Raw genomic sequence first — 26,823 nt, 5'->3', positions numbered from 1 at the left:
TGAATGAAGAAATTCAGTATTGCTGCAATATGCATTATTTTAATTCTACTCGTTATGTATGGCTTTACCGGGAACTATTTTTACAATATGGCCTTAAATCCAAATAAGGAAAAAGACTTTTTAAGCGATAACCCCCATCTTGCTCAGTCTGAAGCCGTTTCAGGTAAAGTGGCTGAATCCAGTAAATTGGCAGATGCGGAATTTGCCAAAGAGCATCAACCGGATGAGATGAGCATTGTTTCTGCAGATCAACTAAAACTTAGTGCTAAACTTTATGAAAATAATAACCATGACCATAAATGGGCTATTATCGTTCATGGTTATACTGGCAATAACACACAAATGATTCGGTGGGTTCGCAATTTTCATGGAAATGGATACAATGTGCTGGCACCTGATCTTCGCGGACATGGAAAAAGCGGAGGAAATTACATTGGAATGGGCTGGGATGACCGGAAAGATATGCTTTTATGGATCAAGCAAATTACCGATAAAGATCCCCAGGCGAACATTGCATTATTCGGGATATCCATGGGAGGGGCAACCGTCATGATGACTTCCGGGGAAAAGCTGCCTTCCAATGTTAAAGTGATCGTAGAGGATTGCGGATACTCCTCGGTAATGGAAGTATTCACCTATCAACTTGATGATTTGTTCGGATTGCCAAAATTCCCATTAATGAATGCAGCCAACACGGTGACAAAGCTTCGTGCAGGCTACGATTTAACTGCAGCATCGGCTGTCAAACAAGTGCTAAAAAGTAAAACACCCATGTTATTCATTCATGGGGAAGATGATTCATTCGTCCCTTATTCCATGCTGGGTGACGTATACAATGCAGCGAACGTAGACAAAGAAAAATTGATAATACCGGGTGCCGGTCATGGTGAAGCTGAGTTAGTGGATCCAGAAAAGTATTGGAACAAGGTATGGGGTTTTGTGGATAAATATATGGAGTAATGTAAGAGGATAAAAAAGAAACTGCTGATATAGATATCGACAGTTTCTTTTCGTTTTCATCCAGCTTATTTTTATCCAGGGTCTTTTTATTAATTCCCTTTAATGATAATTTCATCGATTAAACCGTAATCCTTAGCCTCATTTGCGCTTAAGAAGTAATCACGATCTGTGTCCTTCGCCACCTTTTCGATAGGCTGCCCAGTCCTTTCCGAAATGATCTGATTGATATGATCCTTCAGTTTCAAAATCCTTCGGGCAGAAATTTCAATTTCCGTGGCTTGCCCCCTTGCCCCACCAAGCGGTTGATGAAGCATGATTTCACTATTTGGCAAAGCGCACCGTTTCCCTTTCGTACCCGCCAATAAAAGCATGGCACCGAATGAAGCAGCCATCCCCGTACATACAGTCCGGATATCGGGCTTAATATATTGCATCGTATCATAAATGGCGAAACCGGCACTGGTCGATCCCCCCGGACTGTTTATGAAGATGGTAATTTCTTTATCAGGTGCATCTGCTGCCAAGAATAACAATTGGGCAACGACACTATTGGCTAAATGATCGGTGATTTCTTCCCCAATCATGATGATACGGTCTTTTAGAAGTCGGGAATAAATATCGTACGAGCGCTCACCCTTGCCTGATTGCTCAATTACATATGGTATGGTGGTCATATCTCTTCTTCCTCCTAACAATAATATTGGCTATGCAGCCATTGAGAGTGTGTTTGAAGGAGTGAAGCTTGATTTGGAAATATTCGAACGATTCATCAGTTTAGGAACCAACGATTCACTGTTCAGGGATTTGAAAGATGGGATGCTTTTAATGAGGATATCAGGATTTTGGGCTTTTAAAGCCTGTGTCATCAGGGACATGAGCCGCTGTTCCTCCTCATCTTGCCAATCTTCCACGAAAGACAGCTTACGCTCATCAATGTCATTGTCAAAACGCTTTTTCACACGGTTCAAGATTGCCTTTACTGCCGTTTCCGTGGTGTTCAAATAACCCGATATTTCTTTGGACCGATAGAGGAATCCTTCCTTTAATATGAACACTACAGCTTGTTTCGGGGTAAGGGATTTCATTATATATTCAACCGTTTCAAAGACATTTTCCCCATCTGCCCCTTGCTGTTCGGTATCCAAAAGATCCTCTAAAGATTCTTTTTTTCTTTTTCTAATCGTATCAATCCAGGAATGGCGGGCTATCGTCTTCAATAAAGCGGTTGTTAACTCCGTTTTCTTCCCATAGCCCTGCATTGCCTTCAATATCGTTTCCTGTGCCAAATCATCCCCATCCCAATTATTTTGGGTCAGGAATCGGCAAAACCGAAGCAATTCAGGATAGACCTCACTCAAAATCGCACCGTTATCATTTTCTTCAGAAATATCTTCCCTTAACTTATTTATCATTTTTCTCACTCCTTCAACACCCTCTATCCTATAAACGTTTCTGAAAGAGAAAAAGATATGGGGGTGAAAAATTTTCTTCATTCTTCATTATATTCTATTCCATTTTTTCCCTTGGATCTCCTTTCATACTAAAAACCTGTTTGGTTAAGATCCAAACAGGCTAATGTCATTATTCTGTATGCAAAAAATAGGGCCTCCCCCGCTGTGTACCCGGTTCATCACCAATCATTTCAGCGAAGCCCTTATTTTCAAAAACACTTAATATTCTCCGCGCATTCCCCTCCGTTCACAACCAAATCTTTGGATGTGACCTCCCGGATATCCGTGTTGTGAATCCTGAATTTCAAATTTCCGGGTGATCCATAGTAACTCTGCTGCTATTCCAAGTGTTCAATGCATTCAACCGTGTATTCGCTAGGTTCCATTTCGTTTACTTCAATACCAAACCAACTGGAGGAGCGACTCTCATTAGCGCTATCTTTACAATAGTTCACCATAGTACCTGCTGGCTTCTCTTCCAATTCTTGATCGCTGATCTCTTCAAAATTCACTGATCGCTCGTTATGACGCTCGCGGTCTGCCTTTTCATTCTCCATGTCTGCGAACAAGAACATACAATAAAAAAACGCAATCATAATTGCCATAGTAAACAACCTTGACATTAAAGGCAGTGACTTTTTCGATATAACCAAAACTCTCTTCATGGTGGTTTCCCCAATCCTGATAAAGCATAATAATTATAAAAGACCTATTCTTTCTGAATGAACTCTATTAAATTTCCATCAATAACACTAGTTTAGAAAAATATTACTATTGAATCATTATATCAAGTTTCAATAGTTTTTATAACTATCTACACTTAAAATTCAACCTTAATACGAATAGCCAAGGCCATTCATGACTATATCGAAGAACTCTATACCATCTTCATTAAATCCAGGGAATGTACTTTGAATAGTGAAGTTTGCACTTATCTAAAAACGCGGCCCTTCCTTTAAGAGGAGACCGCGTTTTTTTCATCTCAATTCTTCCCGATATCTTAACCTCCCCCTACAACCCCGAATACATTGCCATCAATATACTCCTCACATTGACTTCCATCCTTTTTCAGTGTTACTCTTAAATTAATAAAAAAGTATACATTCAAAACACTGATTCCATTAGCGTGAAATAAGGGTGATCACATTTGCCAAAAGAACATTTAATCGACGTTCAACCAATCAGATCATTGGAAAAATTAGATGATATGAAATGGTCATTGAAAAGACATTGCAGCGAGAGAGACTACATATTGTTCTTGTTAGGCATCAATACCGGCTTGCGTGTGTCTGATCTATTATCGCTGAAGATAAAGGACATCAAAGGCAAGATGGAGATCATCATCAAGGAAGGGAAAACAAAAAAGCCAAGAATCATTCAGCTTAATACTGTATGCAATGAATTGGCCGCCTATATAGCCACCATTGATGGTGAATGGCTATTCCCCTCACGCAAAGGCGATAAGCCAATAAGTAAGATACAAGCCTACAGGCAACTTAATAAAGCAGCAGACATGGTAGACATCGAGAGCGTCGGTACCCATACCATGCGGAAAACATTCGGGTACTGGTTCTATAAACGAAGTAAGGACCTTGCTGAGTTACAAATGATCCTTAACCATTCACACCCTGAAATTACACTTAAGTACATTGGGATTGCTGATGAAGGAACAGATGACAGCTTAAATGACTTTGTACTATGGGAGGACGGAAGAAATGTCACTGACTGAATACAATGCAAAATATGAATATATCATTCGCAGCAATATTTCCGACAGACAAAAGGCATTGAAATTAGCTGATTTAATGACAGATATGGAAGGCCAGCTAAGAAATGAAATCGGGGAACATCGAAATAAAGAGGTAAATGCTTTATATAAAAAAGTATCTCTTTTCTCCAACTTGTTATAATCAGCTTAAGACCTTGCCCTTATGTGCAGAGGTCTTTTTTTTGCCGTGAAAGTAAATGCCTGCCACCGTACCAATCGCATCTCCTCTCCTCTTCCTGGTTGATCCACCTAACTCTATTTCAGCTTCATTCTTCCTCCTTTCTGACTCTCCTAAGCCATATGCTAACGAAACAAACAATCTTTAACTCCAGACAACATTCGAATAAAAAATAACTTAATTAATATCATCGACTCGTCACTAATGATGTCAATTTTTAGAAATTAAACATACTTAAGGAATATTTTTTCGCCATCATTTCCAAGATTTTTATCCCGGCAACGCTGTTCCCCCTTTCATCCAGCGCTGCACCATAAATTCCAATCCCACATTTTCCGGGGACAGCCCCCATGATTCCCCCTGACACACCGCTTTTAGCCGGTATGCCAACATTAATGGCAAATTCACCTGATGCGTTATACATGCCGCAAGTAACCATGAATGTCTTGCAAATACGGGCAATGTCCCCGGGGATGATTTGCTTTCCCGTCAGCAAATCTTTCCCATTCATGGCCAGCACACAGCCTATCCTCGCCAAATCCTGACTGTCCATTTCAATGGCACACTGCTTCGAATACAATTCGATTAATTCCTCCACATCCTCATTTATTACATTATGCTGCTTCAAAAAATAACTTAGCGCCCTATTTAAGTCTGCTGTATTGTATTCTGACCGGGCAACATCTTCATTAAAGCCGATAGTAGGATTTTGCGTCAACTCCCGGATAAAATGTAAAATACGCTGAAATCGCTCATTTACACTGTCACCTGCAATCATGTGGGTCACAGTCAATGCTCCTGCATTGATCATCGGGTTTAACGGCTTTGATGGCTTGTTTGTCTCTAACTTGGCAATTGAATTAAAAGGGTCGCCAGTCGGTTCTTTTCCTACATAGGAAAAGACATATTCCTCCCCTTTTTCCATTAATACCAGTGCAAGTGTCAAAACTTTTGATATGCTTTGCAGCGTCATTTTTCCGCTTACATCCCCCGCACAATATCCTTTTCCATCAGGATAGTAAATAGCAACAGACAACTCCCCAGGATTCGCCTTTTCAAGAGCCGGTATATAGTCTGCCACTGTTCCCATATTTGTATATTTTTTTGCCTTATCGACCAGTCGCTGTAATTCTTCATTGGACCTGCATTGACATCCCTTATTGTTCACAATTTTCCGCCCCTTAGAAAATTTGTCATGTGGAGTGTTCTTAAATAGTGGTTTTATTAGTTATCCCATATTTCAACGATATTATTTACAAAACCAGGAAGCGGATAATAAATAGAAGTAAGGTTAGAGGAACTACTTTCCAGGTATTTTAAAATGCTTCTTCGTCTATTATTTACTGATATTAATTCACCCATTGTAAGGTCTTACCATACTTCCCTTCTGTCTAATCTAAATGCACAGGCTCTGAATTATTTTCGTCGTGTTAAAGACAACGAAAAACAACAACATATACGGCAACGGCAAAGCAGTAAAAAATCAGAAGCAACTTCACTGTTCTTTAAAGAAGATTTAATTGAAAAAAGAAGGAATTAGACGCGCTCAGACGGAAATATAGACCATACGAATATTATCGTCACATAAGCTTCATATGTATTTCACACTTGATGGAAAGTAGGAAAAGCCATGGGAAAATCGAAAAGTTTACAAGAAATCTATAACGCCAACCGTCCAGAAAATAATGAACTTTTCCGAGCGATACAACAGCATCTACAATTGAAGCATCCAGACAAACGAATGACAGCCACGAGAACATTGCAAATAATTGTGGCTGATAGTGTTTCATCTGGAGAGCTGCGTAATGTGGAAGCCCGCCTTCTTTACAGTTAATAAGAATCTGTTGTTTCATAAGCCCTTTGAAATTTTCGTACACAGAAAGGATCTCATCAATGAAAGAGTTTCTAAAAAAATCGGCCCATTTGTTGAATGAAGTAAATAATATGTATCTCTTCTATCCAACTAGTTATGATCGGGCCTGAGACCTAGCAATCGGGCTTGAATCAACATGTCACATGTATTTGGTTCGTTTCGTAAACTCAGCGACATTCAGTCTTTCGCTTACTTCGTACGCTTCGGTGCAATCATTTTTGTCTTTGGAAAAGTCTCCTGTTTTCTATTTACTCAATTTGAGTACAGATTTACTTTCAACTGGTGAGTAAAAATGCTCAAAAGATAAAGATTGACAACATTTTTAGAGTGACTCATACTAGTAGTAGCATAAATGACAGAATATTAAGAATAGTGGAGGGGTAATTATGAATAAGATTTTCGTTCCTAACGCAATCGCCACTTTAACAAGACTTTTCTACAGTTCGACTACAATGAATGAGTATTTAGCGATGAGAACCGCTCAATTCTACATTGAAGACCTGAAGTTACTGCAAGACGTGGAAGCTGTTGCCTTGGCAATTGAAAATCAAAATGCTTTCGCTTTAATGTCTAAATTTAAATTATTTGATTATAAGGCTGCTGAAGAAATTGAAATCGCACTATCCTCTTCTGGCTATACGGAAGCAGAGCTAAGTGCTATGAATATTGAAATCTGAAATCATTAGCCAATCTGTTTACGGAACGAATGGTAGAGTTAATACTCTTTGACCCATTCGTTTTTATTTTCATCGTAAGGACAAACGTGCACTAAAATATTGCTGTTAATATACATTATTTAATAGCGAATATGTATTATCACTCTCCCCAATATCTGTGGCCAATAAACTTCATGTATCGTTTCGTATCTTCCATAGTATTCGCATGGGCTCCCCATTTACAGCGTTTTAGTGATAAAATGGATGAATGTAACAGAGGGGGAAACAACATAAAATTTACATATTTAATCGGTACATTAACCGTCACTTCGGCTTTGCTTTTGGCGGGGTGTAGCACAAATGAAACCACGGTGAAAAAGGAAGCAACGACAGCTCAAGCGAGTAATGTTGAAAAAGAAAAAAACGTTGAGATTACGAAAGAAGATAATATTGCGGAACTTCCTTCACCTTATGATGAAATTGGGAAGCGGTGGGCGGAATGGGAACTTCCGAAAGAAGGACGCCTTCCGAAAACAGACAAAGCATATCAAGGTTTTTTAATGGACGACGATAGCGACCCAAGGGAATCGGCTGTTATATATGAAAACGGATACGGCTTCGATAAAAAAACGGGTTATTATGTCACGGCTGCTTATGAAAGGGACGAAGAATTTGAAGGAAGGCCGCCCGAAGTAACGCCCGACCAACGTGAAGGAATGATTATGGGAATTATTGCCGAATATTTTGGAAATGAATATTCATTTGAAGGCGACTTTGAAGTTGAACCCGACGAAATGTATGTCGAAGATAAAAACGGAAAGAAAATTCCGAACCAAACTTTTATTGCAAACCTTTATGTCGATATTGAATCGCACAAAGTTGACGCTTTGTTCGAAATAAGGCATTATGCCGAATTAGATAAAAATAAACCGCTCGAAGATTGGGCGAACGAAACAATCAACTTCTTTTTAGATGCAAAAGAAACGGACGATATAGAAGTAATTTGGAAGCTATATTCGGAAGGTGAAGATAATATTGCGGAACTGAGTAAAACCGTCAAACTTGCACGTGAATGAATCGGGCGTCCCACAGCAGGGCGTCTTTTTTGTTTCCATTATTGAACTAAAAGTTGTATCTCAGTGCGTTTCTATTCGTTTTTATAGAATTACCCGCAATTTTCATTTACTACCCGTAGCACATCAAGCAGTGCGGTTTAGTGAACAAATAAAAAACATCTCGAAGGATGTCTTTCTTTTCACTTTTCTCATTTTTTTTGTTTTCTTTCTTTTTACCATCTAATAAATAAAACATGCTGTTCTTGCCATCATAACGATATATTTCTGAGCATCCGTACCGTTTTTGAACAAATAGTGAATCGCTAATCGACGTAGAATCACCATTTACTCGATTTAGAATTTGATTATATTGCATAATTTCTTGTGAATGTGTCATATACCTTACCGAAATTTTCTTTGTAATTATTTCTATCTTATTCATTTCTTCTGTTATAGTAGGAATCTGTTTATGGTTGTTATGATATCAAAGTTGCAAATAACCATATGGCCTGGACCCAAATTGGTAACTCTAATATAAATTATTTCAGCATCTGTATTTATCCCTTTTCCTTTTGTATAGCCAACTTGGCGTAATCGCCATTCATATAAAGTTTAGTATTATCTGGAATATTCACGTTGCTCAAATCAATGGGATAATACGCTTCTAATATATGAGGAAACTCTCGATTACCTAATTTTCTTTGTTTTCCATTATTAAATACACTTTAAAGAAAACCTATTAAAAATGTAATCATTGGAATTGCTATTTTATAAAATTCAGACATAACCTACACTCTCCCTTTTTATCTTACTTCAACAATTAGAATGATTTTACCGGCTTTAAAAAAGGACTCCGTATAATAAGCGAGTCCTTCAATATTCATCGTTTTTATTTTCAACTTCAAATAGGTTGAAACTTGATGATTCATCTGGGTTGAATGCAGGCTCTTCATTTTCATATTTATTTTTTTGTTCCTCTACGTATTTAATTTTGTGGTATTCATCTTTTGACATACCATCCCAAATTTTTGTTGCGTTGTGATCTTCATGGCCAGGCTGAGGATTTATGTGTGGCGTTGGGTCCAAGAAAAAACTGCCAAAGAATATGGCTGTGTAGAAGAAGGGCATTGCCATAATCAACACGATTAAGCCCAACGCTTGAGTTATGTTTATGTATTTTTTCATTGGTGGCATACCTCCTTGTTATGTTAAGTAATTGGTTCTTCAAGAACTGTATAAAAGCTTGCTTTCAACATTAAGCAGTTCTCCAGAAGCAAGATTATCCGCCACAATATATTGTAAAGTTCTCGTGGCGGTCATTCTTTTGTCTGGATACTTCAATTGCAAATGAGCTTGAATCGCTCGGAACAGCTCATTATTTTCTGGTCGGTTGGCATCGTAGATTTCTTGTAAACTCTTAAGTTTGTCCATGGCATTTCCTACTTTCCATCAATGTGTGAAGTACGTGTGAAAGCTTGCTCACACTCATTTCTTATGGTGTTCACATCGGTATGAAATGGCTAATATTCGTAAGGTCGGTACTTCATTCGAAGCGCTTCAAGTTCTGCCTTTTTCTTCAGCATATCCTGTTTCAAATACAATTGAATGCCAGCTTTTTTGATAGGAGTTATTTTTTTGGTCTTGATTAACGAGCTGAGCCTGGCACGAGTTATGCCGAGCAGCTCTATACATTCCGTGGAAGTCAAAACTTCATCCATCACGAATTTCTTCGGGTCGAACTTTTCCATAATGTAATAATCAGTCATTGTATCACCTCCTTTGCATTGCGACATCGCTGTTCATTCATTCCTTTTCCTTTTTTTCTTTCTTTTCCATTTTATGAAGGATAATTGAACAAATCAGCACGTAGACCGCCAATGATATCCAGTAGTAAAGTGGAAAATCATCATCTTTACTCGCTGAAAATGCCCATGTACCAAATATCAAATATGGCATAAACAATATGAGTCGGAGTTTCCATAGGTACTTTCCCCACATGACAATGCCTCCTTTTGAAATTATTGGCAGTGATTTTGTGATTTTTTCCATTCTTCAAATACTATGTCACTCGCAATAATTTCAGCATCGGTAAATCTCAATCCACTTAAAGCAACTTCGATTTCATCAGCTTTTCTATTATCAAAAAACCTAACCTTTGGAATGAGCGCCCACGCTCGCTGTTTATCAATTTCTACAGCTACAGCAGTTGTATCTCCAAGCAAATCCAAATCGCTGATATAATACTCCATTGTCCTCATGGCTAGGAAATCAGTGTTTGTATTCTTACGGAAAAACAAGTCTCCTAATGTTTCGATTGCTGTTGATAATATTTCTGGTTTCATAGTTTCATCCTCCTTCGAATTAACTAAATATTCCGTTATATCTATTACTATAGAAGTATGAAGTACCATAATTATGCTGTCAATCTAAAAAAGACCATTCCTTTCGGAATGGTCTAAAAGTTTGGCTTATCGGATTTATCGTAGTGACGATTTTTAGTTCATCTTCTGTAAGCAATGTTCTTCGTTTACTCACCGCACATGACCTCCGCACATTATTAGTGTCAAATCTGTAGTGTGAGAAAAATGAAAAAAGGCCTTACACAATTAAGTGTAAGACCTTGATACAACAGCACTCTTGGCTGTTTCATGATACCGGTGGCCGGGGTCGAACCGGCACTCCAGAGGAACACGATTTTGAGTCCCATTATATTCCATAAAAGCTATATAATCAGTAATATCAACGGTTGTTGAAAAAACTCATTTTTTTAGTAACACGATTACTGATAATTATGCCTTTACTTCTTATAATCGTCAAGAATCAATGCATTTTCTTATTAAATTTTGCTTGTCCTAATTGTTTATATTTTTGAATGAGCCTAGCTTCGTGCTTCCTTGCATCCTCTACTTTTTCGTATTCACCCACTATACGATATTCAAGTTTTCCATATTCCATTAGATGCACATGTTCCGAGTTTCTTCTATTTTTATATCTTCTGCATCTATACCAAACACCACTTCCAACATAAACAACTTTTCCATTGTACCAATGTTCATATACAATAAATTTATTTACCTTTCTTAATTCAATTGGATTGAGATCATTTTTCTTTATTAATTGGATGATTTTTTGAAAAGTTGTCTCATAAATTATAATGTCTTTGTTCGTCATTTTGTCAGTTAAATGTTGTATTAGTTGCTCTTTTGTTGGCAACATAAAAAATCACCTCGATATTTTTATATCAAGGTGATTGAAAATGTAAATCTATTTAAATATTTTATTTGTTAGGTTCTTTTTTATAAATTATCGAACTTTATTTCAATGCCAAACTCTATAGCCATTTAACATTCTAATGCTAACATAATACACCATTTATTAGGATTCCTTCACCGTTGTCTTGTTGAACTAAAGCACCCGTTAGTTCATTAAGAAAAGCACATTATTTGTCTATCTCTTTTACATAAATCATAGATCTAGGTAGTATACCTAAATATAAATAGCCTCATCAAGTTTTTCCTGAGGCTATTCACTGCGTATAGTTTATTAATGTTTTTGCACCAGAACCAATATATCTATAGGAGCATTTCTTTATTTTTGAACGGCTCTAGTATAATAATATTCTTCAAGAGTAATTCCTTGGCTCATAATAGTTTGAGCTATTGATTTACCTACATATCGAAGATGCCATGGTTCATATTTATACCCAGTGACTGATTCTTTTCCTTTAGGGTATCGGATAATAAATCCATAATCATCTGCATGTGCCTGTAGCCATTTTGCTTCTTTAGTACCTCCAAAGCAATCCTGTGCCGCGCATTTACCATTGCCTCCTGTCACATCAATAGCAAGGCCTGTTTCATGCTCACTTGTTCCAGGTAATGCACTGTATGTGATTGCTTTGGCATAACCATCCCTTTTTACATAAGAATCAAATAGAGCAACTTGTGTAGCATGTGATCTGTAAGCAGATACACCGAGAAGACTTACTCCCTGCTTCTTGGATTCCGTAAATAATTTGCTAATGGCCGCAGCTGCTTCACTTCGCATTTTTCTCTTTTCTGTCTTTTCTTTAAAAGTAAACGGTATCGATGTATACACTAAGTCTTTTGGTACATAGTTTTCTGGTAGCTTATTTTTTTTATTGACTAGCACTGGAATACTTTCAGGCTTTGCAACAACCTGAACGGCGTCAGATGAAGAGTTTGATATTTTTACATATTTGCTACTAACATAACCTGTTTGACCGTTTAAGCTTACCTTTAGCCATCCATTCACATTTTTTCCAGTAACCGTTAGCTTTGTGCCCTGTTTAACTGTTGTTATAATTTTATTAGCAGTAGAAGGACCTGTACGGACATTCAGGTTAGCAGTTGCTGTATAGGTTACAGTTGCTGTACTAGATGAAGAGTTTGATATTTTTACATATTGACCACTAACATAACCTGTTTGACCATTTAAGCTTACCTTTAGCCATCCATTCGCATTTTTTCCAGTAACCGTTAGCTTTGTGCCCTGTTTAACTCTTGCTATAATTTTATTAGCAGTAGAAGGACCTGTACGGACATTCAGGTTAGCAGTTGCTGTATAGGTTACAGTTGCTGCATTGGCTACACTTGGTTCTAACACCTTAATATTTGCATGGTTAAAACCGATTAAACCTGCACATAAAATAATGAAAGCAAAACCGGTAGCTAGCAATCTTTTGTTTAACGTTACTTTATTTAGTTTTGTCATTTAGAACACCTCAGCTTTAAGGTATATTTTTAAAAAATAAATGTCAAAATATATATTCTCTTTTTTTAACAATGTAGTTTTCTATTCCTGCAATTAATCTAAAAATACCAGAGTAAATATAATCTATAAATGCATTGAAAAATGTCCTCCTCATTAAAAAATTCAACTTCATTATCTATATGTATTAGACAAACTATCAGTGTGTTTTAACATTTACCTTGTTTAACTAAACTGCCCCTTTAGTTGCTTAACAAAAAGGTTGCTTCAGCAACCTCCCTTATTGAACTAAAGCACCCGTTAGTTTAAGTACAAACCTTCACAATCTTGCTAACCTGCCACGTTAACTGATCAATGAAAACAAACTACAATACAAATATCATTGAAGCCAAAACTAAAAATGGAAATAAAACAATTAGCAATATTGATACTCCTGTCTTCCAATTTTTCTTTATTTGAAGTAATTCCTTCTTAGCCTTTTCCTTATTTTTAAGCGACCATATAATAATTCCAACCCAATAAATTGCTAAAAATATATAACTTGAAGTATCCATTAAATCACCTCTTATAACAATTTTCTGTAAAAAACTGTTTACTATCATTCTTTCACAAATCTGCCCCGTTTTTTCAATATGAAAGATTCGCACCCTATAGATAATTATCGAAGTGAATTAGTGGCCTTTTTTTTTAATCCTTTAATAGTTGTATAAATAGGATATAACAATAACAAACCTCCAAATAGCAATATCCCATATTCTTCATTAGGAAGATATTTATCTAATAAATCATTCAAAAATAGATCTCCTGTAATGATGAAGATTAGGCCTGATATGAAAAATATTAAAAACGTGTTGAAAAAACTTTTCTTTTTAAATTTCTTGTCCATAAAACCATTAATTAAGCCTAAAACACAGACAAAACAAGTAAATCAGTGATATTCATACATCTTAACCTTCTTTTTTATTTTCAGCATAAGCGAAAAAAATTCTATTTCATATATGAAAATATTCCCACCTTATAGAACTATCCTGCCCCTATAGTTCCATAAGAATAACGGTTAAACTTTTTTCAAATCGGTACGACTTTATTGTAAATTAAACACCAATAAGAATAAAGAAAGCCTACGATCCTTGCTATTTAAGGAAGTAGGCTTTCTTTTATTTCAGTTATTTTTTGGCTTTTCTCTATTTTTTAAATGGAAGTCGTGGACTTTCGTCTTTATATATAGAGTAAGTCCACGTTTCATTTTCCATTTTTGAGCATTGGTCATTATTACAAGTGAAAATATAGGTCTGCTTATCAGTACGAACACTTACCTCAAAATAGTAGGGGAACATTCCCCCTTTATTTTTATCCATACTTCTATCAATAGCAATGATATTCTCTTTTTCTGCTATCTTTTTATAATCTTCACTCTCAACTGTTTTCAGCACCATTTCACTTAAAATAGCCTGTTCACTTTCGGACGGTTCATACGCTTGTTCCAAAAAATACCATCTTCCAAATAAAAACAAATTAATCCCTATACTGATTATCAATACTGTAACTAAAATCTTATTCTTCATATATCCCCATCCCTATACCTTTGTCTATCTCGATAGTCCCCACCGCCTGTAATTCATTTAAACGACTTAAACTCTCTTCTTTATTAAAAGAACTATGCCAACGATAATCATATTGATCCAATATACGGTAATGGTTACTAATCAAATTTTGTTGCAAACGAAAATCCCCTCTATACTCGATTTCTTTCCACCATACCTTACCACCCATTGTTTTTTCTTTAGGCGTACCACCATTTTTGCTAGCAATTAACTGAACAAAATCAACTGGATTGTCACCAATTGATGATATCAACAATTGGCTATGATTAAACAAAGCACAAAATGCAACAACGGTGGTCCAATTGGCTTCTGTTCTTCTTTTTTCAATTTGAACTAGTGTTTTTTTTGAAATCCCTAGAATTTCAGACATCTTATCTTGAGAAAAACTTTGTTCTGTTCGGACAAGTTTCATTTTTTCTGATATTAAATTGATGAATTCTTCTTTTTCCATATATACTAAATACTCCTTTTTAGTGTAATTTTACACTAAAAGTATTATTTTTCAACAAAAAATACCTTAAATATGTTTGAAATAGGAATGTTTCTCAATTAAATCTTGTTGAACTAACCTGCCCCGTTAGTTCCATAAGAAAAAGCTGCCGCAGCAACCTCCCTTATTGAAGTAAAGACCCGTTAGCTTAAAAACTTTCTCTAAATAAACGGTTTCCAATTAGGGTCTTTTATATCTTTCTCATTTGGCTTTCTTACAAACTCAATACAGCCTTCTTCGCATGCCCCAAACTTAAAGAAGTTTTTTTGTGCTTGGCTTAATGAAACTTCATTAGCCCCGCCTTCGTAATCAGGGTCTCGAAATTGAACACCGTCATCTTCCCAAAAGCATATTTTGCAAATTGCATATGTATCGGTTGGTTCTTCATCTAATGTTTTATATCCACAGCAAGGACAAGTATATTTCATACAATCACCTCGATACTTTTTATGAATTTTACCATGCTTTCTTGTTCTACTAAACTGCCCCGTTAGTTCCATAAGAAAAAGGCTGCCGCAGCAACCCCTGTTATTGAAGTAAAGCACCCGTTAGTTCATTAAGAAATTCAGTTTATAAGTCCTTTTAAATATGTTTTATGATATTTTTTTAAGAATCCCCAAACAATAATTAGAACCCCAAACACTACAAAGAACAAAATCGGCAGCTGAAAAATAGCCATGTAATCTCCTAATGCCCATGAATTATTTGCTTCAATAACATTCTGGTAGGTATCCTTATATTCATATTGAACAATCCAATTATCCTTTGTACTCGCCACTGTTCCTAAATCATAATCATCGCTAACAATTCCTTCTTTATTAAAAATTTCATACGGATCTTCTATCATAAATGTTGCATACTGATATTCAATGGGGTAAGTGGTAGAAGGTTTTTGTGTTATATTAAATTCTTTCAACCAATCTTTTAATTGAGCGTTCTCTTCTGTGTTAAATATTGCAAGATAATTCAAATGATCCTTATGTTCGTCGAAAAGAGTTTGAATATCCTCTTTTTTGGAGTCAGAAATCACATCATCATCACCTACAATAGTTAACACATCGCTCATGATGATGCTTCTTTCTTCCTTGAAATTATATATTTCTAAGGAGGTATTTACAAAAATGATAGCTCCTAGCACAAGTGAAACCAATGAAAATAATAAGATATAACGAGCAAATCTCTTTTGTACACTAAAAAATTCTGATAATCCTTTAATCATGTGTTTTTTATCTCCGAAGTTTTCAATAGCCATTCTGCTCGCTTCTTCTTCTGATACTCCCTTTTCTTTTAACTCATAGGCAGCCTCTAATAAATGCGATTGCATTTCCTCTTTTAATTCCTGGATTTCTTCTTTATCTCCATCAACGTTTCGGTAAACCGAATGAACGTATTCTTCAATTTGTTTCATTTTTTATCCCCTTTCCAATAAAACGGAAAAACAGATACCCTACAACATTTAATAAAGCAAATATAATAATCCAACCAATGTTCAATCTCCTCTGGTGATTAGCATTAATAATCGCCCAAATAGTAAACAACACCCAATAGATTAAAACACCTAAAAATAAAATATTATCTGCAAGTGGTCTATAACTGATATAAGTTAGATTGACATCCCAAATTTTGTTTCCAAGACTGTACCCTGTTTGTACAATAACATTGTGATTAGTTGTCAATACATCTTTCCTTACTTCAAATTCTGGTCTGATTTTTTGAAATTCTTCATTAGAAGAAGCAGAAAATATTTTCTCGTGGTCCATAAGCGTAATTTCATATATGGCAGGGCTTTTTTCTACAAGCTTTGCCATATACCGTTTATCACTCTTGCTTATCTCTTTATTGTCCCCTAAACGATTAAGGATAGTGGACATAACTAAATCCTCTCTTAATCTTTCTTTTTTCACTTCATTAAAATAAATAATTCCAAATGAAACTATACCAATTAATAGAAAGGCAAAAGCAGTGTAAAATATCTTTTTGGCAAATGTTTTGTGAACACGAAATAGCCCTGAAATAATGGATTGCATTTCTATTTCTCCACCAAAACGCTCAATAGCGATTTCAATAGCTTCTTGTTCTGACTTACCTTCTAACATCAACTCGTGTACAGCTTCTAACAAGTGACTTTTCATTTCTGTTTTTAATTCTTTTATTTCTTTTCGACTTCCAGCAACGTTTAGATATACTGTATCTACAAATGATTCAATTTTTTTCATTCTTGTCTCCCCCTTGTAAAAACGAATCCATAATTCTTTTCACAAATTGCCACTCCAAACGCTTTTCTTTATATCCGTTTATACCTATTGAAGTAATTTTATAATATTTTCTTCTTCCTCCTGGACCTTGTTCATCGCCCCAATAAGATTCAATCCATTCGTTCTTCTCTAATCGCTTTAAAGACAGATAAAGTGTACCTTCTTTTAATTCAAATTGGTTATCACTTTTTTCTCGAACGATTTTGGCTAATTCATAGCCGTACATATCCCTCCTATGTAAAAGAGAAAGGATGAGAGTGTCTATATGCCCTTTTAAGACTTCCTTATTAATTTCCAAATTATCCACCTCTTGGTATAAATATATTTTATATTACTATATAATGCAAGGTATTCATCAAAAAAAAAACGGGTAGTTCTTAATGAACTATTCTGCCCCGATAGTTCCATAAGAAAAAGAGCTGCCAAAGCAACTCTCTTATTGTAGTAAAGTATCTGTTAGTTCAACAAGAAAAGGCTCTACTTCAACTTGAATAAAGCAACGTTACTATAAAAATAGTCTATTTTAAAATAAATTCAGACAAAACAGTTATGATTATAAATAAGGCAATTAAAGTCAACCATCCTACTTTTTTTGTTACCTGTTTCTGAAGGAATTTGATTTTAGATACAATAAAAAGTACACCAAAAAGTACAGCAATTATACATACTGATTTAAGCCAAAAAGAAATACCAAATATATCAAGATACAGAGGAAGGAAAGTTAGTACAATAAAAATTGAACTACCAAACGCTACATTTTCCCATTTTTTCAAATTGTCTTGCCACCTTAATTTTTCAAATTTTAATCAACATTCCTATTAACGTTTTTTTTGGTTATTTATAAAAGTAATAATACTCCGTTTTCTTTAAATGCCATAAAAAAGGCTTCCACAGCACCCCCTGTTATTGAATTAAAGCATCCGTTACTTTAAGAAGAGTGATACAAAAATAAAGCCAATTATGATTACAAGAATAAGAATTCCCGTACCTTTCCAACCTAAGCTACCAACTAAATCAGCAAGACCTCCACCGTGAACACTGCTAGAAGGATTTCTTTTTAATTCTTCTTGTCTTAATTTTTCTCTTCTTCTTTCAGGAGTTTCTTTATCTTCACTCATTTGAACACCCCCTGTAAATTAAACAATCATTCCTTTTAGATTTTACCACAAATAACCATTATCCTTGTTGAACTATCCTGCCCCGATAGTTCCATAATAAAAAGCTGCCTTAAAGGCAGCTCCGATCTTCAGCTAACGCACCCGTTAGTTTAAGTACAATATTTCACAATATCTTATTTTTTCTGATTTGTTCAGAAACCTAACTCCAGCAAATACTCAATATTATAAAAAAATATTATGCCTAACATTAGAAGAATAAGTGTAGTAACATATTGTTTTGAGTTCTTAAGGTACTTCCACTCCAGAATAGATTGAAATCCTAATATTAGAACAAAATAGAGTATCCAATACCACTTTATAACATTGGTATCCTTTGTAATAACAAACGGTAGAGTACATAAAAAGATAACTAAGATAATGCCTCTTCCCCATCGGTCAACATTCTTGCCAGAAGTTTCCGAAATCTTTTTCTTTTCAACACCAACTAATTTATTTATTATTTTTTCTAAGAAGAGTATTAAAATTATAAGCATAATAAACAACAAAAATCCCACAACAAATCCCCCGTTTTTATCTTTATTATACTATTAAATTTCCATTTACCGTTGAAGTAACCTGCCCCGTTAGTGCCATAAGAAAAAGGCTGCCCGCAGCAACCCTTGTTAATGAACTAACGCACCCGTTTGTTTAAGTACAATCCTTCACAAACTCTTATCGGCAAATGAAGAATCTCCCCTATTGTATTTCAGTAACTTCTGAACAAACTTCATTTTCGAAAGTCCGAACCCTATCAAAGCACCCAACATATTAAGGATGAAATCGTCAATATCAAAACTTCCTCTTCTTATAACTATTTGTATGACTTCAATAACGAATAACAATATAATCATAGCAATTGAAAATATACTTACTTTGTTTATTTTTTTTATAAAGTAAGGCAGATAGATACCCATTGGCAAAAACATAATCAAATTACCAACTAGGTTTTTTATAGGTATATCCATATTCATGCTTCCGTTAAAAATTGCATTTGTGTATGTACTTATCGTTTTAAATGGAACGAAATTCGAAGAACTCTTTATATATTCCAACAAAGTCAAATCTGCCCATACATTACCTCTTGTACCCAAGAATAATAGAACTAACAATGCAAATAAATAAAAAATAAAACTGATGCTTAAAACAATCTTTATAAATCTTTTCATATTCCTCTCCCGTTATTAATTTTTGTATTTTCTATGAGACATTTAAATATTATACCATTTTTTAACTAAACTGCCCCTTTAGTTCCATAAGAAAAGAGCTACCTTACAGCTCCGATCTACAGCTAACGCACCCGTTAGTTCTATAAATTATTTCATTGATCTTGCAACTTCCAACATTTTATTCCTTGATACCCGTGAGCTCTCCATTTCTACATAAGTTCCTTCTTGTATCCAACGAAGTAAACCACCAGTAACAAGTTCTCCCTTTTTATCTAACTCACCACTATTACCCCATTCTACAAAAAAGCCTTTATTACCGTTTATATCTACTTGCTCTGCATTTATGTTCATTTCTTTATTAGAAGATTCCTTACTTTGCCCAATATGAATTAGCATATATTTATCGTCGCTATCCATATAGTGCAAGCTAAAATTAGTGATTTTATCTTTTTCATCCCAAGGGTATGTTTTTATTTCTAACGTCCAATCATTAGGGATATTTTGAGGAACAACTACTTTAAAATCAACTTTCCTCTTGATTTCAGAAATAGTTATACTATCGTGATTATATTTGATTTCTTTAGCTTGAACTATTAGTGGAATGTTTTGAAATAGAATAAATACAACTAATAAACGTATAAAAAGTAATTTCAATTTACTACCTCTTCCTGTTTGGTTTTTACATAGGTAGTTTTTCCAATTTGATGTTTCTTATTAAACTAACCTGCCCCGATAGTTCCATAAGAAAAAGCTGCCTTAAAGACAGCTCCGATATTCAGCTAAAGCACCCGTTAGTTCTATAAGCTCTTTATTAAAGTCCACCATCTAAACCGTCAATTTTCACCCCTCTACTCCAATCACGAGTGATTTTTAACTCATTATCTTTAGTAGAGATAGTTAGCTCTCCTTCTTTATCATAAACTTTAGATGACTCCTCGTCATAAAGCTTAAATTTTATAGTGTATTTATAATCAATTGTACTATCATCATTTTTACTTTGTTCTTCAAGGTTAAGGTTTTGTACCTCAATACTTTTATTAACTTCCTTGGCTACCATTGATGGTATTGAATAATAACGGTTAGCTATTTGAGCATCATATTCATCTTTTGATAAATATTCTTTAACCTTGTTTGCAATTTCATCTGAAGACGGAGGATTAGAGGGGTCTTTAACGTTATACCGTTCCGTACTGTAATCTTTAACGAATTTTTCTATGTCAGCCTCTTTCGCCTCGTCTTCCTTGGCCACATCCTTGTTACAAGCAACTACACCAATAAACAATACAAACAAAAACAATAAACTAAGAATTTTCTTTATGATAGCCACCTCATTTCCTTCAAATGAACCTACACTCTAAATATTCTATACATATTATGAATTACCCTTAATTAACTAACCTGCCCCGTTAGTTGCATAAGAAAAAGCTGTCTTTAAGACAGCTCCAATCTTCAGCTAACGCACCCGTTAGAGAAAAAGATTAATTTTTCTTATCCTTTTCAAGTAAATCAATAATTCTATCAAGCTTTTGTTCGATATTTTCTGACTTGCTTGGTTGTTTAGTAACTAAAGAACGAACAAGAAAAAATACACCAGAAAATATTCCAAATATAAAAATAAGGAAAACTAGTTGATATAACATATCGCCACTATTCAAATTAATTCCTACCTTTACAAGTACTGGTGTTAGTGTACCATATTTTTTAATGCGCAATTCTTTAACACTACCCTTAATGAACTAACCTGCCCCGATAGTTCCATAAAGAAAGAGCTGTCTTTAAGGCAGCTCTGATCTTCAGCTAACGCACCCGTTAGCTGAAGAACTAGGATATTTCAGTTTTTCTTTTGTAAGAAGACAGAATCCCAAAACCAATAAATAGTAGCTGCTGCAAAACTAAAACCGTAATATATTTGGGTTTTAACTAAATATGTAGGTTCAACTCTAAATAACATTACATTAAATAAAAATACTGCTACAAAAGAAAGTACCGTGTAAATTAAAAGATAAAACACATTAAATTTTCTCGGGCGTTTATTAAATATAATTTGCAATGGTACTGCAAAAAGTAAATAAGGTATAACAACATAAAAAGAATAAATAATAACAGGCATTAACTGCAACCAAGAGGGTTCTCCACTAAATACAATTATAAAAACAGAAAAAGAGATACAAGACAAGAATAGACTAAAAAAATAATAAGGTATTACATCGCTAATTTTCGATACTTTTTCACTTAATTTCCAAATCTCCAATTTTGCTCAACCTCCCCAAATGTCACGTTAATTTATTCCATAACAACATCATTTCTTCAACTATTCTGCCCCGATAGTTCCATAAGCTGCCTTAAAGACAGCTCCTATCTTCAGCTAACGCACCCGTTAGTTTCGTGTGAAGTGTCGTTCACACTACAGGACCCAAAACGCGGTTTGACCGTGAACTTTAAAAATCTAATCTTTACATTTTCAAAGGAAAAAACATATAAATATATGTTATATTATGGAACAACTAAGAAGGAGGAATTGTTCATGAAATACCATTACAATTTTATAATTGATGGAAAGCTCATCGAAGTTGAGGAAAGAAATTATGAACGTGCTGAGCAGCGTGCTAAAGAAATTCTGGCAGAAATGAATCAAATAAAAGCAAAAAAATAAAAGCCTAATCGAGACTAAAAATCTTGGTTAGGCTTTTATTTTTGCTTTTTTTTAATTTCCGCCTGCTTCTATGGAACATTTCACGGGTTTTTCTTTCATTTACAGGATTTTGTTCAATGATGAATATACATTGTCTGACAATCAACTTAATTAATGTAATTAATAAGAAATTGGGTAATCATTATTCTGTTGGTGATTATGGGTTGAAAATGAGATATAGTAATGTAGCAGGAACAAAAGGTACTTTTTGGTCAGATGTAGATGCTTCATGTGAAGTTTCTGATTCAAAAGCTGAAAAAGTAGGTTATGATATAAATGCTGTAGGAACTTATAAATTGAATGTTAACCTTTCTAATGGCTATATAGTTCTTACTAGTTATCTCCAACTTACTTCTTTAAATAAAACTAGTAAAGTTGCTCGTGTTTATCAAAGATACACATATAGAGATTAAAATTTTTAATGGGGTTGAATTAAAATGAATGTATCGTCTTCTTATTTTATTTTTGGTTTAATAAACATGATTTTAATGATTGGAGCTATACCAGCTATCATATACGCTTTATATTTATTACGAAAAATTTCAAAAAAATAATGTAAAAAAAGGAAGAGGGACATTTGTAGTTCCTCTTCCTTTTTTGTGCCTTTGTTTCTTCAGCAAATCACATTAAGAAAAATTTCACAACACCTCCTATTAGAAAATCGTAATTTTATTTCCGTAATCTCCCAACACACAAGGTGTTAAAGGTACATTCGTAAAACGTATCAATGACGGTAAATTGAGAGCTCGTGTCGATGCTGATGATGCAGGTGTTACAGCATCTGCTATTACTGGTTGGTTCACTACTGTATATAACAAAGTAATATCTATGGGCTACCTTCGGGTAGCTCTCTTTTTATTTGTCTTAATCAACTAACGCACCCGTTAGTTCCATAGATTTAGTTAGATTTGTTATTAAAGCAATCTTCGCAAATGAATTTACCTTCGTTTCTTAAATATGCTTTTATTTCAGTAAAACCTTTTCGCTTTGGATAACGCATTTTTATTTAGATCTGTTGCTTATTAATCTAACTGGCAGTCTTATACTCTGTTTAAATAAAAAAGGCTGTAATTCTCAGGAAAGGAATTAACAGCCTCAAAACAGGAACATATTTCCAATATGGTACAATGATTTTAGGGATACCACCAACAAAACGCAGAAAATGTTTTCCGCGTTTTGTTGGTGCCCCTCTTTATATATTAATGACTCTACTACAAGTTTGAGCAATATGATTATCATGGGTAACAATAACAATTGTGTTACCCTCGTTATTAAAATCCTTTAACATTTGAATAATGACATCCCGATTTTCTATATCTAAGGAGCCTGTAGGCTCATCTGCTAGTATGAGTTGGCTTTCTTGTAAATATAGTTTTAGCATTGCTATTCTCTGTTGTTCCCCTCCACTTAGCTTATATACATGTTTATCCATAAGTTTCTCTAAATGGAGCATTTTTAGTGCTTCTTTAATTTTTTGTACTCTTTCATTTTTAGACAACTTTTTGTACTCTAATGCAATATTTAAATTCCATTTTACTGTCTCATCTTCTACCAAACCATAATTTTGAAATAAATAACCAATCTTATTACGTCTTAATAACATTGCCTCTTTCGAGTGGATATCAACATTCTTTTTATTAAATAAATATAAATCTCCCTCAGATGGTTTTGAGATTAATCCCATTATATTTAATAGTGTAGTTTTGCCCTTACCACTCTTACCCATGATTGCTACCATTTCACCATCATTTATAGAAAAGTTAATGTTTTCAATTACCGTATTTCCATTAAACTCCTGACATATGTTTTCTAATCTTACTATCTCCAAGTTAATTCCCACCATTCATTACTTTATATACGTCTTTAACTATTAGCTTATTATACAAATAAAGCATAGATGCCAAATCATATAAGATAAACAACAAATAAATGAAAATATTTACATTTAAAATATACCAAACACTCGAAACACCGATCATAAAAATAATCATTACTAAATTAGCCCTTAAATTCTTTAGTAAATGATACCCTTGCATATATCTTGCAGCATAACTTCTACCATTTACAATCATATCTATATAATTTGATATATAAATGATAAAAATTAATAAAATGATAAATAAGAATACAAAAAGCTTTGCTTGGTCAAATAGAAATTCATAACTACTGAAAATAGATTCAAACGGGGTCAACAAGTTATGTGCCATATATAGATTATCTAAATCATACTGAATCAACATACTTTTAAATTCTTCCCTATCATTTAACTTAAAAGCCAGCTGGGAAGATCCTAGCATATCGAAATAAAAACCACTTCCAAAACTTCCATTATCAAGCATGATAATAGAATCAGTAAGTTCGATATCTACCTCATCTTCATAGGGAATTGAACTTAATATTTTATATTTATATCCATTGTTAATATAAATAATTTGTAAATCATCAATACTAACTTCCTTACCTTTAATATCATATCTTGTATTATAGTTTAATGTGGTATTATACCTTTCTATAAAATATTTTTTTATATCCTCTTCACTATCTCTATATTTTTCAGGAACAAGAATTGTAGGGGTATCCTCATTAAAATCCCAATCCATTTTAATGTCAGTATAGTTTTCTATATAATTTTTATTTAAAATTAAATTGTTTCTTTCATAAGTATTCATTACTTCTTCTCGCGATATTCCACGACTTGCTAGGAAATTTGGATCCAAATTATCACGAACTGGATCAAACATAACATACGCTTGATCTATATTTTTGACGTACATCTTCTTTACATTGTCTGCAACTTCTTCTAACCTTTGGGGATTGTTGAGTAATTTATCATATTCATCTGAATTTCTACCATGCGAAGAATACAAGGAATTTAACATTTTATAGTCATCATATTTTTTATAGACTTCATCTAGCTCTTTGTAATAATTAATAACAAGATTCATTAGAATGGTTACAGAAAGAATTAATATAATCTTAATCAAATTAATAATCATATATAGCCTGTTAGAAAAAATTTTATTCTTTAATGCTGCAACGATATTGGTTTTCCTTACAAAATGTTGTAATAGTAATAATAACAAAATGATTATCATACTAACGACTGATAAAAATAAAAATAAGAAAATTGTATAAGTCCAAGAAAATTTATCAGTTATTAAATAAAATACTGAATGTCCCACAACCAAGATTGTTATAAGGATTCCTTGAATTTGTAAAGTTTCCTTTATATTCGTTATAACTATTTTAGTAGGAGAAAAACCACTTAACTTTTTCACTGCATTTGTTTTAAATCTAAATATTGTATATGTGTATAAAATTGTAAAGGTAGTGATACCTAATACTAAAAATTGTAATAGATTGTTATTAATAATTTGATTGTAAGACAACCTATTCTTACTTACTGGTTTAATGTCTACTGCAGTCCTTAGTGAAAGTTCTACCATTTGGTTATCGGATAAATTTGCACTAAAATATCCAGAACTATCTATAAACTCATCTTCTGTCATTTTAAAATACCGATAAACATTATTGGAAATCCCAACATATTGTTTTACTGAGTTTATATCTGTATGGTAAATATCATAATAGGTTTTTCCATCTTCTGACATTGGATTTTTTACTATCTGAAAATCTACGTTCTCTTCAATAAGTCCTTTATAGACTTTTAATAAATCTTGACCTGTTTCATAATCTACTTTATATTCATTTAATGAGGAATCTCCTATATTATTAAGCCCATAGATTTCATAAATAGAGTTAGTGTAGATATAGGAGAATATAATCATTAAACCAGTCAAATAAATTATATATATTTTTTTCATATATATTCCTTCCATCTTCTTATAATATATATATCATTAGCTTAATTACTTGACTCATGGAGAATGTTTTATTAGGAGAAAAATTAAGGAGTTGGGTTAACTAATGAAATTAAATTCAAATAGGGAATTGAAAAGTTGGGGCAAATCGTTGTTCATTGCATTTGCAACGTCATCTTCCTTAATCACTTTATTACAAATAGTACATTTGGGTTTATCCCACAACACGACTAAATCACCTCTAACATTAGTTTCTTAAGGAAAAAAATTATTGTATTATGTACAGCAAAATGTTGCCTTTTTTGAGGCATCTTCGGGAATATAAACTTTATTATCCTTTATTTTGTATGGGATATCATTTTCCTTTAATTTTTTAGTATCAACAGTATCAACAGTATCTCCCCATTGTACATAATCTCCAGTATAGTTTTTTTGACAACCACAAACTATTGTTAAAATGGTAATTAACGTTAAACACCTTAAAAGAACCTTCATTATTTCAACTCCTTTAGACTTTTTCTCCGAATTTCGTAGCTAATGCACCCGTTAGCTAACTTATTGTAGTCTTCTTTGCTAGGTTAAGCTTCCTCCCTAATAATGCCAACATCATCCCCAACAGAGGTAATAATCCCATTATGATTAGAAAGAACCGACCAAAAGAACCTAAAGAAACATCACTCATCATAATTCCGAACATCAACAAAAATACAAATAAACATACAAAAGAAAAAAAACTAAATATCAACCTAATAAGATCCCTCTCCCCTAGAACACTTTAACATATATTTGTATATATTCAATTTTTAGTAAGTTATAGATCAACAACCTACGTTAAAAGAGCCTCTGTAATAAGAATATTACTATTTTCTTAAGGAACTAACCTGCCCCGTTAGTTGCATAAAGAAAAAGCTGCCTTAAAGACAGCTCCAATCTTCAGCTAACGCACCCGTTAGCTTAAGTATATTT

General features: G+C 33.9%; 38 protein-coding genes and 1 pseudogene. 8 read left to right on the top strand and 31 right to left on the bottom strand.

The window, feature by feature from the left end:
• Positions 1-3 precede the first annotated feature (3 nt).
• Complete coding sequence (locus NYE63_RS04385; RefSeq protein WP_342604207.1) at positions 4-960, top strand: alpha/beta hydrolase; 957 nt, start codon at positions 4-6, stop codon at positions 958-960.
• A gap of 89 nt (positions 961-1,049) precedes the next feature.
• On the opposite strand, the gene clpP is transcribed toward NYE63_RS04385, so the two are convergent.
• The 3 genes from clpP to NYE63_RS04370 form a co-directional block, all read right to left on the bottom strand.
• On the bottom strand, positions 1,050-1,634 hold the full coding sequence (clpP, locus tag NYE63_RS04380; protein WP_063235356.1) for an ATP-dependent Clp endopeptidase proteolytic subunit ClpP: 585 nt from the start codon (positions 1,632-1,634) through the stop codon (positions 1,050-1,052).
• A gap of 30 nt (positions 1,635-1,664) precedes the next feature.
• Positions 1,665-2,372 carry a sigma-70 family RNA polymerase sigma factor gene (locus tag NYE63_RS04375; protein WP_342604206.1) on the bottom strand — a complete coding sequence of 236 codons (708 nt, stop codon included), beginning with the start codon at positions 2,370-2,372 and terminating at the stop codon, positions 1,665-1,667.
• A gap of 377 nt (positions 2,373-2,749) precedes the next feature.
• On the bottom strand, positions 2,750-3,076 hold the full coding sequence (locus NYE63_RS04370) for a hypothetical protein (protein ID WP_342604205.1): 327 nt from the start codon (positions 3,074-3,076) through the stop codon (positions 2,750-2,752).
• A 542-nt stretch (positions 3,077-3,618) separates the two neighbouring features.
• Between NYE63_RS04370 and NYE63_RS04365 the strand changes: the two genes are divergently transcribed.
• A complete protein-coding gene (locus tag NYE63_RS04365; RefSeq protein ID WP_342605677.1) occupies positions 3,619-4,140 on the top strand; it encodes a tyrosine-type recombinase/integrase in 522 nt (173 codons plus the stop codon).
• Positions 4,127-4,321, top strand: coding sequence for a hypothetical protein (locus NYE63_RS04360; RefSeq protein WP_063235353.1), 195 nt, complete (start codon positions 4,127-4,129; stop codon positions 4,319-4,321). The genes NYE63_RS04365 and NYE63_RS04360 overlap by 14 nt, the downstream gene beginning before the upstream one ends.
• On the opposite strand, the gene NYE63_RS04355 is transcribed toward NYE63_RS04360, so the two are convergent.
• A complete protein-coding gene (locus tag NYE63_RS04355; RefSeq protein ID WP_342604204.1) occupies positions 4,322-4,498 on the bottom strand; it encodes a hypothetical protein in 177 nt (58 codons plus the stop codon).
• Between the two features lie 76 nt (positions 4,499-4,574).
• A complete protein-coding gene (glsA, locus tag NYE63_RS04350; RefSeq protein ID WP_342604203.1) occupies positions 4,575-5,525 on the bottom strand; it encodes a glutaminase A in 951 nt (316 codons plus the stop codon).
• A 462-nt stretch (positions 5,526-5,987) separates the two neighbouring features.
• Between glsA and NYE63_RS04345 the strand changes: the two genes are divergently transcribed.
• The 3 genes from NYE63_RS04345 (at position 5,988) to NYE63_RS04335 (ending at position 7,962) form a co-directional block, all read left to right on the top strand.
• Positions 5,988-6,191: a hypothetical protein gene (locus NYE63_RS04345; RefSeq protein WP_214795694.1), complete on the top strand. Its 204-nt coding sequence runs from the start codon at positions 5,988-5,990 to the stop codon at positions 6,189-6,191.
• A gap of 425 nt (positions 6,192-6,616) precedes the next feature.
• Positions 6,617-6,907 carry a hypothetical protein gene (locus NYE63_RS04340; protein WP_148357349.1) on the top strand — a complete coding sequence of 97 codons (291 nt, stop codon included), beginning with the start codon at positions 6,617-6,619 and terminating at the stop codon, positions 6,905-6,907.
• Positions 6,908-7,080: 173 nt separating this feature from the next.
• A complete protein-coding gene (locus tag NYE63_RS04335) occupies positions 7,081-7,962 on the top strand; it encodes a hypothetical protein (RefSeq protein ID WP_342604202.1) in 882 nt (293 codons plus the stop codon).
• 852 nt (positions 7,963-8,814) lie between these two features.
• Here the strand turns inward: NYE63_RS04335 and NYE63_RS04330 are convergent.
• From NYE63_RS04330 to NYE63_RS04225, 22 genes are all read right to left on the bottom strand, one after another.
• On the bottom strand, positions 8,815-9,126 hold the full coding sequence (locus NYE63_RS04330; RefSeq protein WP_328167725.1) for a hypothetical protein: 312 nt from the start codon (positions 9,124-9,126) through the stop codon (positions 8,815-8,817).
• 39 nt (positions 9,127-9,165) lie between these two features.
• Positions 9,166-9,372 (bottom strand): hypothetical protein, encoded by a 207-nt coding sequence (locus NYE63_RS04325; protein WP_328167724.1) that lies wholly within the window; start codon positions 9,370-9,372, stop codon positions 9,166-9,168.
• Positions 9,373-9,461: 89 nt separating this feature from the next.
• Complete coding sequence (locus NYE63_RS04320) at positions 9,462-9,707, bottom strand: DNA-binding protein (protein ID WP_342604201.1); 246 nt, start codon at positions 9,705-9,707, stop codon at positions 9,462-9,464.
• Between the two features lie 37 nt (positions 9,708-9,744).
• A complete protein-coding gene (locus NYE63_RS04315) occupies positions 9,745-9,939 on the bottom strand; it encodes a hypothetical protein (protein WP_328167721.1) in 195 nt (64 codons plus the stop codon).
• A gap of 20 nt (positions 9,940-9,959) precedes the next feature.
• Positions 9,960-10,283 carry a hypothetical protein gene (locus NYE63_RS04310; protein ID WP_328167720.1) on the bottom strand — a complete coding sequence of 108 codons (324 nt, stop codon included), beginning with the start codon at positions 10,281-10,283 and terminating at the stop codon, positions 9,960-9,962.
• Between the two features lie 478 nt (positions 10,284-10,761).
• Complete coding sequence (locus NYE63_RS04305) at positions 10,762-11,157, bottom strand: hypothetical protein (RefSeq protein ID WP_342604200.1); 396 nt, start codon at positions 11,155-11,157, stop codon at positions 10,762-10,764.
• Between the two features lie 372 nt (positions 11,158-11,529).
• Positions 11,530-12,675, bottom strand: a complete 1,146-nt coding sequence (locus NYE63_RS04300) for a D-alanyl-D-alanine carboxypeptidase family protein (protein WP_342604199.1) — start codon at positions 12,673-12,675, stop codon at positions 11,530-11,532.
• A gap of 362 nt (positions 12,676-13,037) precedes the next feature.
• Positions 13,038-13,226, bottom strand: a complete 189-nt coding sequence (locus tag NYE63_RS04295; RefSeq protein WP_342604198.1) for a hypothetical protein — start codon at positions 13,224-13,226, stop codon at positions 13,038-13,040.
• A 630-nt stretch (positions 13,227-13,856) separates the two neighbouring features.
• Complete coding sequence (locus NYE63_RS04290; RefSeq protein ID WP_342604197.1) at positions 13,857-14,237, bottom strand: hypothetical protein; 381 nt, start codon at positions 14,235-14,237, stop codon at positions 13,857-13,859.
• The gene (locus NYE63_RS04285; RefSeq protein ID WP_340889556.1) at positions 14,227-14,727 is read right to left on the bottom strand and encodes a transcriptional regulator; all 501 of its coding nucleotides are present in this window, start codon (positions 14,725-14,727) and stop codon (positions 14,227-14,229) included. Before NYE63_RS04285 ends, NYE63_RS04290 begins: the two co-directional genes overlap by 11 nt.
• Positions 14,728-14,927: 200 nt before the next feature.
• Positions 14,928-15,194 (bottom strand): CPCC family cysteine-rich protein, encoded by a 267-nt coding sequence (locus NYE63_RS04280; RefSeq protein WP_342604196.1) that lies wholly within the window; start codon positions 15,192-15,194, stop codon positions 14,928-14,930.
• Positions 15,195-15,331: 137 nt separating this feature from the next.
• Positions 15,332-16,174 (bottom strand): permease prefix domain 1-containing protein, encoded by an 843-nt coding sequence (locus NYE63_RS04275; RefSeq protein ID WP_342604195.1) that lies wholly within the window; start codon positions 16,172-16,174, stop codon positions 15,332-15,334.
• Positions 16,161-16,982 (bottom strand): permease prefix domain 1-containing protein, encoded by an 822-nt coding sequence (locus NYE63_RS04270; protein ID WP_342604194.1) that lies wholly within the window; start codon positions 16,980-16,982, stop codon positions 16,161-16,163. The genes NYE63_RS04275 and NYE63_RS04270 overlap by 14 nt, the downstream gene beginning before the upstream one ends.
• Positions 16,969-17,319, bottom strand: coding sequence for a PadR family transcriptional regulator (locus NYE63_RS04265; protein WP_202317114.1), 351 nt, complete (start codon positions 17,317-17,319; stop codon positions 16,969-16,971). Before NYE63_RS04265 ends, NYE63_RS04270 begins: the two co-directional genes overlap by 14 nt.
• 220 nt (positions 17,320-17,539) lie before the next feature.
• Positions 17,540-17,794 (bottom strand): hypothetical protein, encoded by a 255-nt coding sequence (locus tag NYE63_RS04260; RefSeq protein WP_342604193.1) that lies wholly within the window; start codon positions 17,792-17,794, stop codon positions 17,540-17,542.
• A gap of 150 nt (positions 17,795-17,944) precedes the next feature.
• Complete coding sequence (locus NYE63_RS04255; protein ID WP_342604192.1) at positions 17,945-18,139, bottom strand: DUF6366 family protein; 195 nt, start codon at positions 18,137-18,139, stop codon at positions 17,945-17,947.
• A 191-nt stretch (positions 18,140-18,330) separates the two neighbouring features.
• Positions 18,331-18,693: a DUF4181 domain-containing protein gene (locus NYE63_RS04250; protein WP_235566100.1), complete on the bottom strand. Its 363-nt coding sequence runs from the start codon at positions 18,691-18,693 to the stop codon at positions 18,331-18,333.
• 147 nt (positions 18,694-18,840) lie between these two features.
• The gene (locus NYE63_RS04245) at positions 18,841-19,344 is read right to left on the bottom strand and encodes a VanZ family protein (protein WP_342604191.1); all 504 of its coding nucleotides are present in this window, start codon (positions 19,342-19,344) and stop codon (positions 18,841-18,843) included.
• Positions 19,345-19,491: 147 nt separating this feature from the next.
• Positions 19,492-19,998, bottom strand: coding sequence for a DUF4367 domain-containing protein (locus tag NYE63_RS04240; RefSeq protein WP_342604190.1), 507 nt, complete (start codon positions 19,996-19,998; stop codon positions 19,492-19,494).
• A 157-nt stretch (positions 19,999-20,155) separates the two neighbouring features.
• Positions 20,156-20,671 carry a hypothetical protein gene (locus NYE63_RS04235; RefSeq protein ID WP_342604189.1) on the bottom strand — a complete coding sequence of 172 codons (516 nt, stop codon included), beginning with the start codon at positions 20,669-20,671 and terminating at the stop codon, positions 20,156-20,158.
• Positions 20,672-20,822: 151 nt separating this feature from the next.
• Positions 20,823-21,056: a DUF4083 domain-containing protein gene (locus NYE63_RS04230; protein WP_342604188.1), complete on the bottom strand. Its 234-nt coding sequence runs from the start codon at positions 21,054-21,056 to the stop codon at positions 20,823-20,825.
• A 119-nt stretch (positions 21,057-21,175) separates the two neighbouring features.
• On the bottom strand, positions 21,176-21,595 hold the full coding sequence (locus NYE63_RS04225) for a UPF0715 family protein (protein ID WP_342604187.1): 420 nt from the start codon (positions 21,593-21,595) through the stop codon (positions 21,176-21,178).
• A 273-nt stretch (positions 21,596-21,868) separates the two neighbouring features.
• Between NYE63_RS04225 and NYE63_RS04220 the strand changes: the two genes are divergently transcribed.
• Positions 21,869-21,997: a hypothetical protein gene (locus NYE63_RS04220; protein ID WP_255264169.1), complete on the top strand. Its 129-nt coding sequence runs from the start codon at positions 21,869-21,871 to the stop codon at positions 21,995-21,997.
• A 116-nt stretch (positions 21,998-22,113) separates the two neighbouring features.
• Complete coding sequence (locus tag NYE63_RS04215; protein ID WP_342604186.1) at positions 22,114-22,449, top strand: hypothetical protein; 336 nt, start codon at positions 22,114-22,116, stop codon at positions 22,447-22,449.
• 485 nt (positions 22,450-22,934) lie between these two features.
• Here NYE63_RS04215 and NYE63_RS04210 read toward each other — a convergent pair.
• The 4 genes and pseudogenes from NYE63_RS04210 to NYE63_RS04195 all read right to left on the bottom strand — a co-directional run.
• Positions 22,935-23,048, bottom strand: a pseudogene (locus NYE63_RS04210) (Fe3+ hydroxamate ABC transporter substrate-binding protein); the annotation flags it as partial.
• A 180-nt stretch (positions 23,049-23,228) separates the two neighbouring features.
• On the bottom strand, positions 23,229-23,864 hold the full coding sequence (locus tag NYE63_RS04205; protein ID WP_056520936.1) for a putative bacteriocin export ABC transporter: 636 nt from the start codon (positions 23,862-23,864) through the stop codon (positions 23,229-23,231).
• Position 23,865: 1 nt separating this feature from the next.
• Complete coding sequence (locus NYE63_RS04200) at positions 23,866-25,860, bottom strand: hypothetical protein (RefSeq protein WP_342604185.1); 1,995 nt, start codon at positions 25,858-25,860, stop codon at positions 23,866-23,868.
• A gap of 273 nt (positions 25,861-26,133) precedes the next feature.
• Complete coding sequence (locus NYE63_RS04195; protein WP_342604184.1) at positions 26,134-26,352, bottom strand: hypothetical protein; 219 nt, start codon at positions 26,350-26,352, stop codon at positions 26,134-26,136.
• Between the last annotated feature and the right edge of the window lie 471 nt (positions 26,353-26,823).

Origin of the sequence: Peribacillus sp. FSL E2-0159 (assembly GCF_038643155.1) — a bacterium.
Taxonomy (GTDB): Bacteria; Bacillota; Bacilli; order Bacillales; family DSM-1321; genus Peribacillus; species Peribacillus simplex.
This window is presented reverse-complemented; position numbering and strand designations above follow the sequence as displayed.

Coding starts and splice junctions, on each gene's coding strand:
- NYE63_RS04345 (WP_214795694.1), top strand. CDS start 5,988: ATGGGAAAATCGAAAAGTTTACAAGAAATCTATAACGCCAACCGTCCA.
- NYE63_RS04305 (WP_342604200.1), bottom strand. CDS start 11,157: ATGTTGCCAACAAAAGAGCAACTAATACAACATTTAACTGACAAAATG.
- NYE63_RS04290 (WP_342604197.1), bottom strand. CDS start 14,237: ATGAAGAATAAGATTTTAGTTACAGTATTGATAATCAGTATAGGGATT.
- NYE63_RS04385 (WP_342604207.1), top strand. CDS start 4: ATGAAGAAATTCAGTATTGCTGCAATATGCATTATTTTAATTCTACTC.
- NYE63_RS04270 (WP_342604194.1), bottom strand. CDS start 16,982: ATGAAAAAAATTGAATCATTTGTAGATACAGTATATCTAAACGTTGCT.
- NYE63_RS04215 (WP_342604186.1), top strand. CDS start 22,114: ATGATGAATATACATTGTCTGACAATCAACTTAATTAATGTAATTAAT.
- NYE63_RS04220 (WP_255264169.1), top strand. CDS start 21,869: ATGAAATACCATTACAATTTTATAATTGATGGAAAGCTCATCGAAGTT.
- NYE63_RS04285 (WP_340889556.1), bottom strand. CDS start 14,727: ATGGAAAAAGAAGAATTCATCAATTTAATATCAGAAAAAATGAAACTT.
- NYE63_RS04310 (WP_328167720.1), bottom strand. CDS start 10,283: ATGAAACCAGAAATATTATCAACAGCAATCGAAACATTAGGAGACTTG.
- NYE63_RS04300 (WP_342604199.1), bottom strand. CDS start 12,675: ATGACAAAACTAAATAAAGTAACGTTAAACAAAAGATTGCTAGCTACC.
- NYE63_RS04360 (WP_063235353.1), top strand. CDS start 4,127: ATGTCACTGACTGAATACAATGCAAAATATGAATATATCATTCGCAGC.
- NYE63_RS04370 (WP_342604205.1), bottom strand. CDS start 3,076: ATGAAGAGAGTTTTGGTTATATCGAAAAAGTCACTGCCTTTAATGTCA.
- NYE63_RS04335 (WP_342604202.1), top strand. CDS start 7,081: ATGTATCGTTTCGTATCTTCCATAGTATTCGCATGGGCTCCCCATTTA.
- NYE63_RS04365 (WP_342605677.1), top strand. CDS start 3,619: ATGAAATGGTCATTGAAAAGACATTGCAGCGAGAGAGACTACATATTG.
- NYE63_RS04325 (WP_328167724.1), bottom strand. CDS start 9,372: ATGGACAAACTTAAGAGTTTACAAGAAATCTACGATGCCAACCGACCA.
- NYE63_RS04315 (WP_328167721.1), bottom strand. CDS start 9,939: ATGTGGGGAAAGTACCTATGGAAACTCCGACTCATATTGTTTATGCCA.
- NYE63_RS04280 (WP_342604196.1), bottom strand. CDS start 15,194: ATGAAATATACTTGTCCTTGCTGTGGATATAAAACATTAGATGAAGAA.
- NYE63_RS04375 (WP_342604206.1), bottom strand. CDS start 2,372: ATGATAAATAAGTTAAGGGAAGATATTTCTGAAGAAAATGATAACGGT.
- NYE63_RS04200 (WP_342604185.1), bottom strand. CDS start 25,860: ATGAAAAAAATATATATAATTTATTTGACTGGTTTAATGATTATATTC.
- NYE63_RS04295 (WP_342604198.1), bottom strand. CDS start 13,226: ATGGATACTTCAAGTTATATATTTTTAGCAATTTATTGGGTTGGAATT.
- NYE63_RS04275 (WP_342604195.1), bottom strand. CDS start 16,174: ATGAAACAAATTGAAGAATACGTTCATTCGGTTTACCGAAACGTTGAT.
- NYE63_RS04195 (WP_342604184.1), bottom strand. CDS start 26,352: ATGAAGGTTCTTTTAAGGTGTTTAACGTTAATTACCATTTTAACAATA.
- NYE63_RS04255 (WP_342604192.1), bottom strand. CDS start 18,139: ATGAGTGAAGATAAAGAAACTCCTGAAAGAAGAAGAGAAAAATTAAGA.
- NYE63_RS04320 (WP_342604201.1), bottom strand. CDS start 9,707: ATGACTGATTATTACATTATGGAAAAGTTCGACCCGAAGAAATTCGTG.
- clpP (WP_063235356.1), bottom strand. CDS start 1,634: ATGACCACCATACCATATGTAATTGAGCAATCAGGCAAGGGTGAGCGC.
- NYE63_RS04330 (WP_328167725.1), bottom strand. CDS start 9,126: ATGAAAAAATACATAAACATAACTCAAGCGTTGGGCTTAATCGTGTTG.
- NYE63_RS04340 (WP_148357349.1), top strand. CDS start 6,617: ATGAATAAGATTTTCGTTCCTAACGCAATCGCCACTTTAACAAGACTT.
- NYE63_RS04245 (WP_342604191.1), bottom strand. CDS start 19,344: ATGAAAAGATTTATAAAGATTGTTTTAAGCATCAGTTTTATTTTTTAT.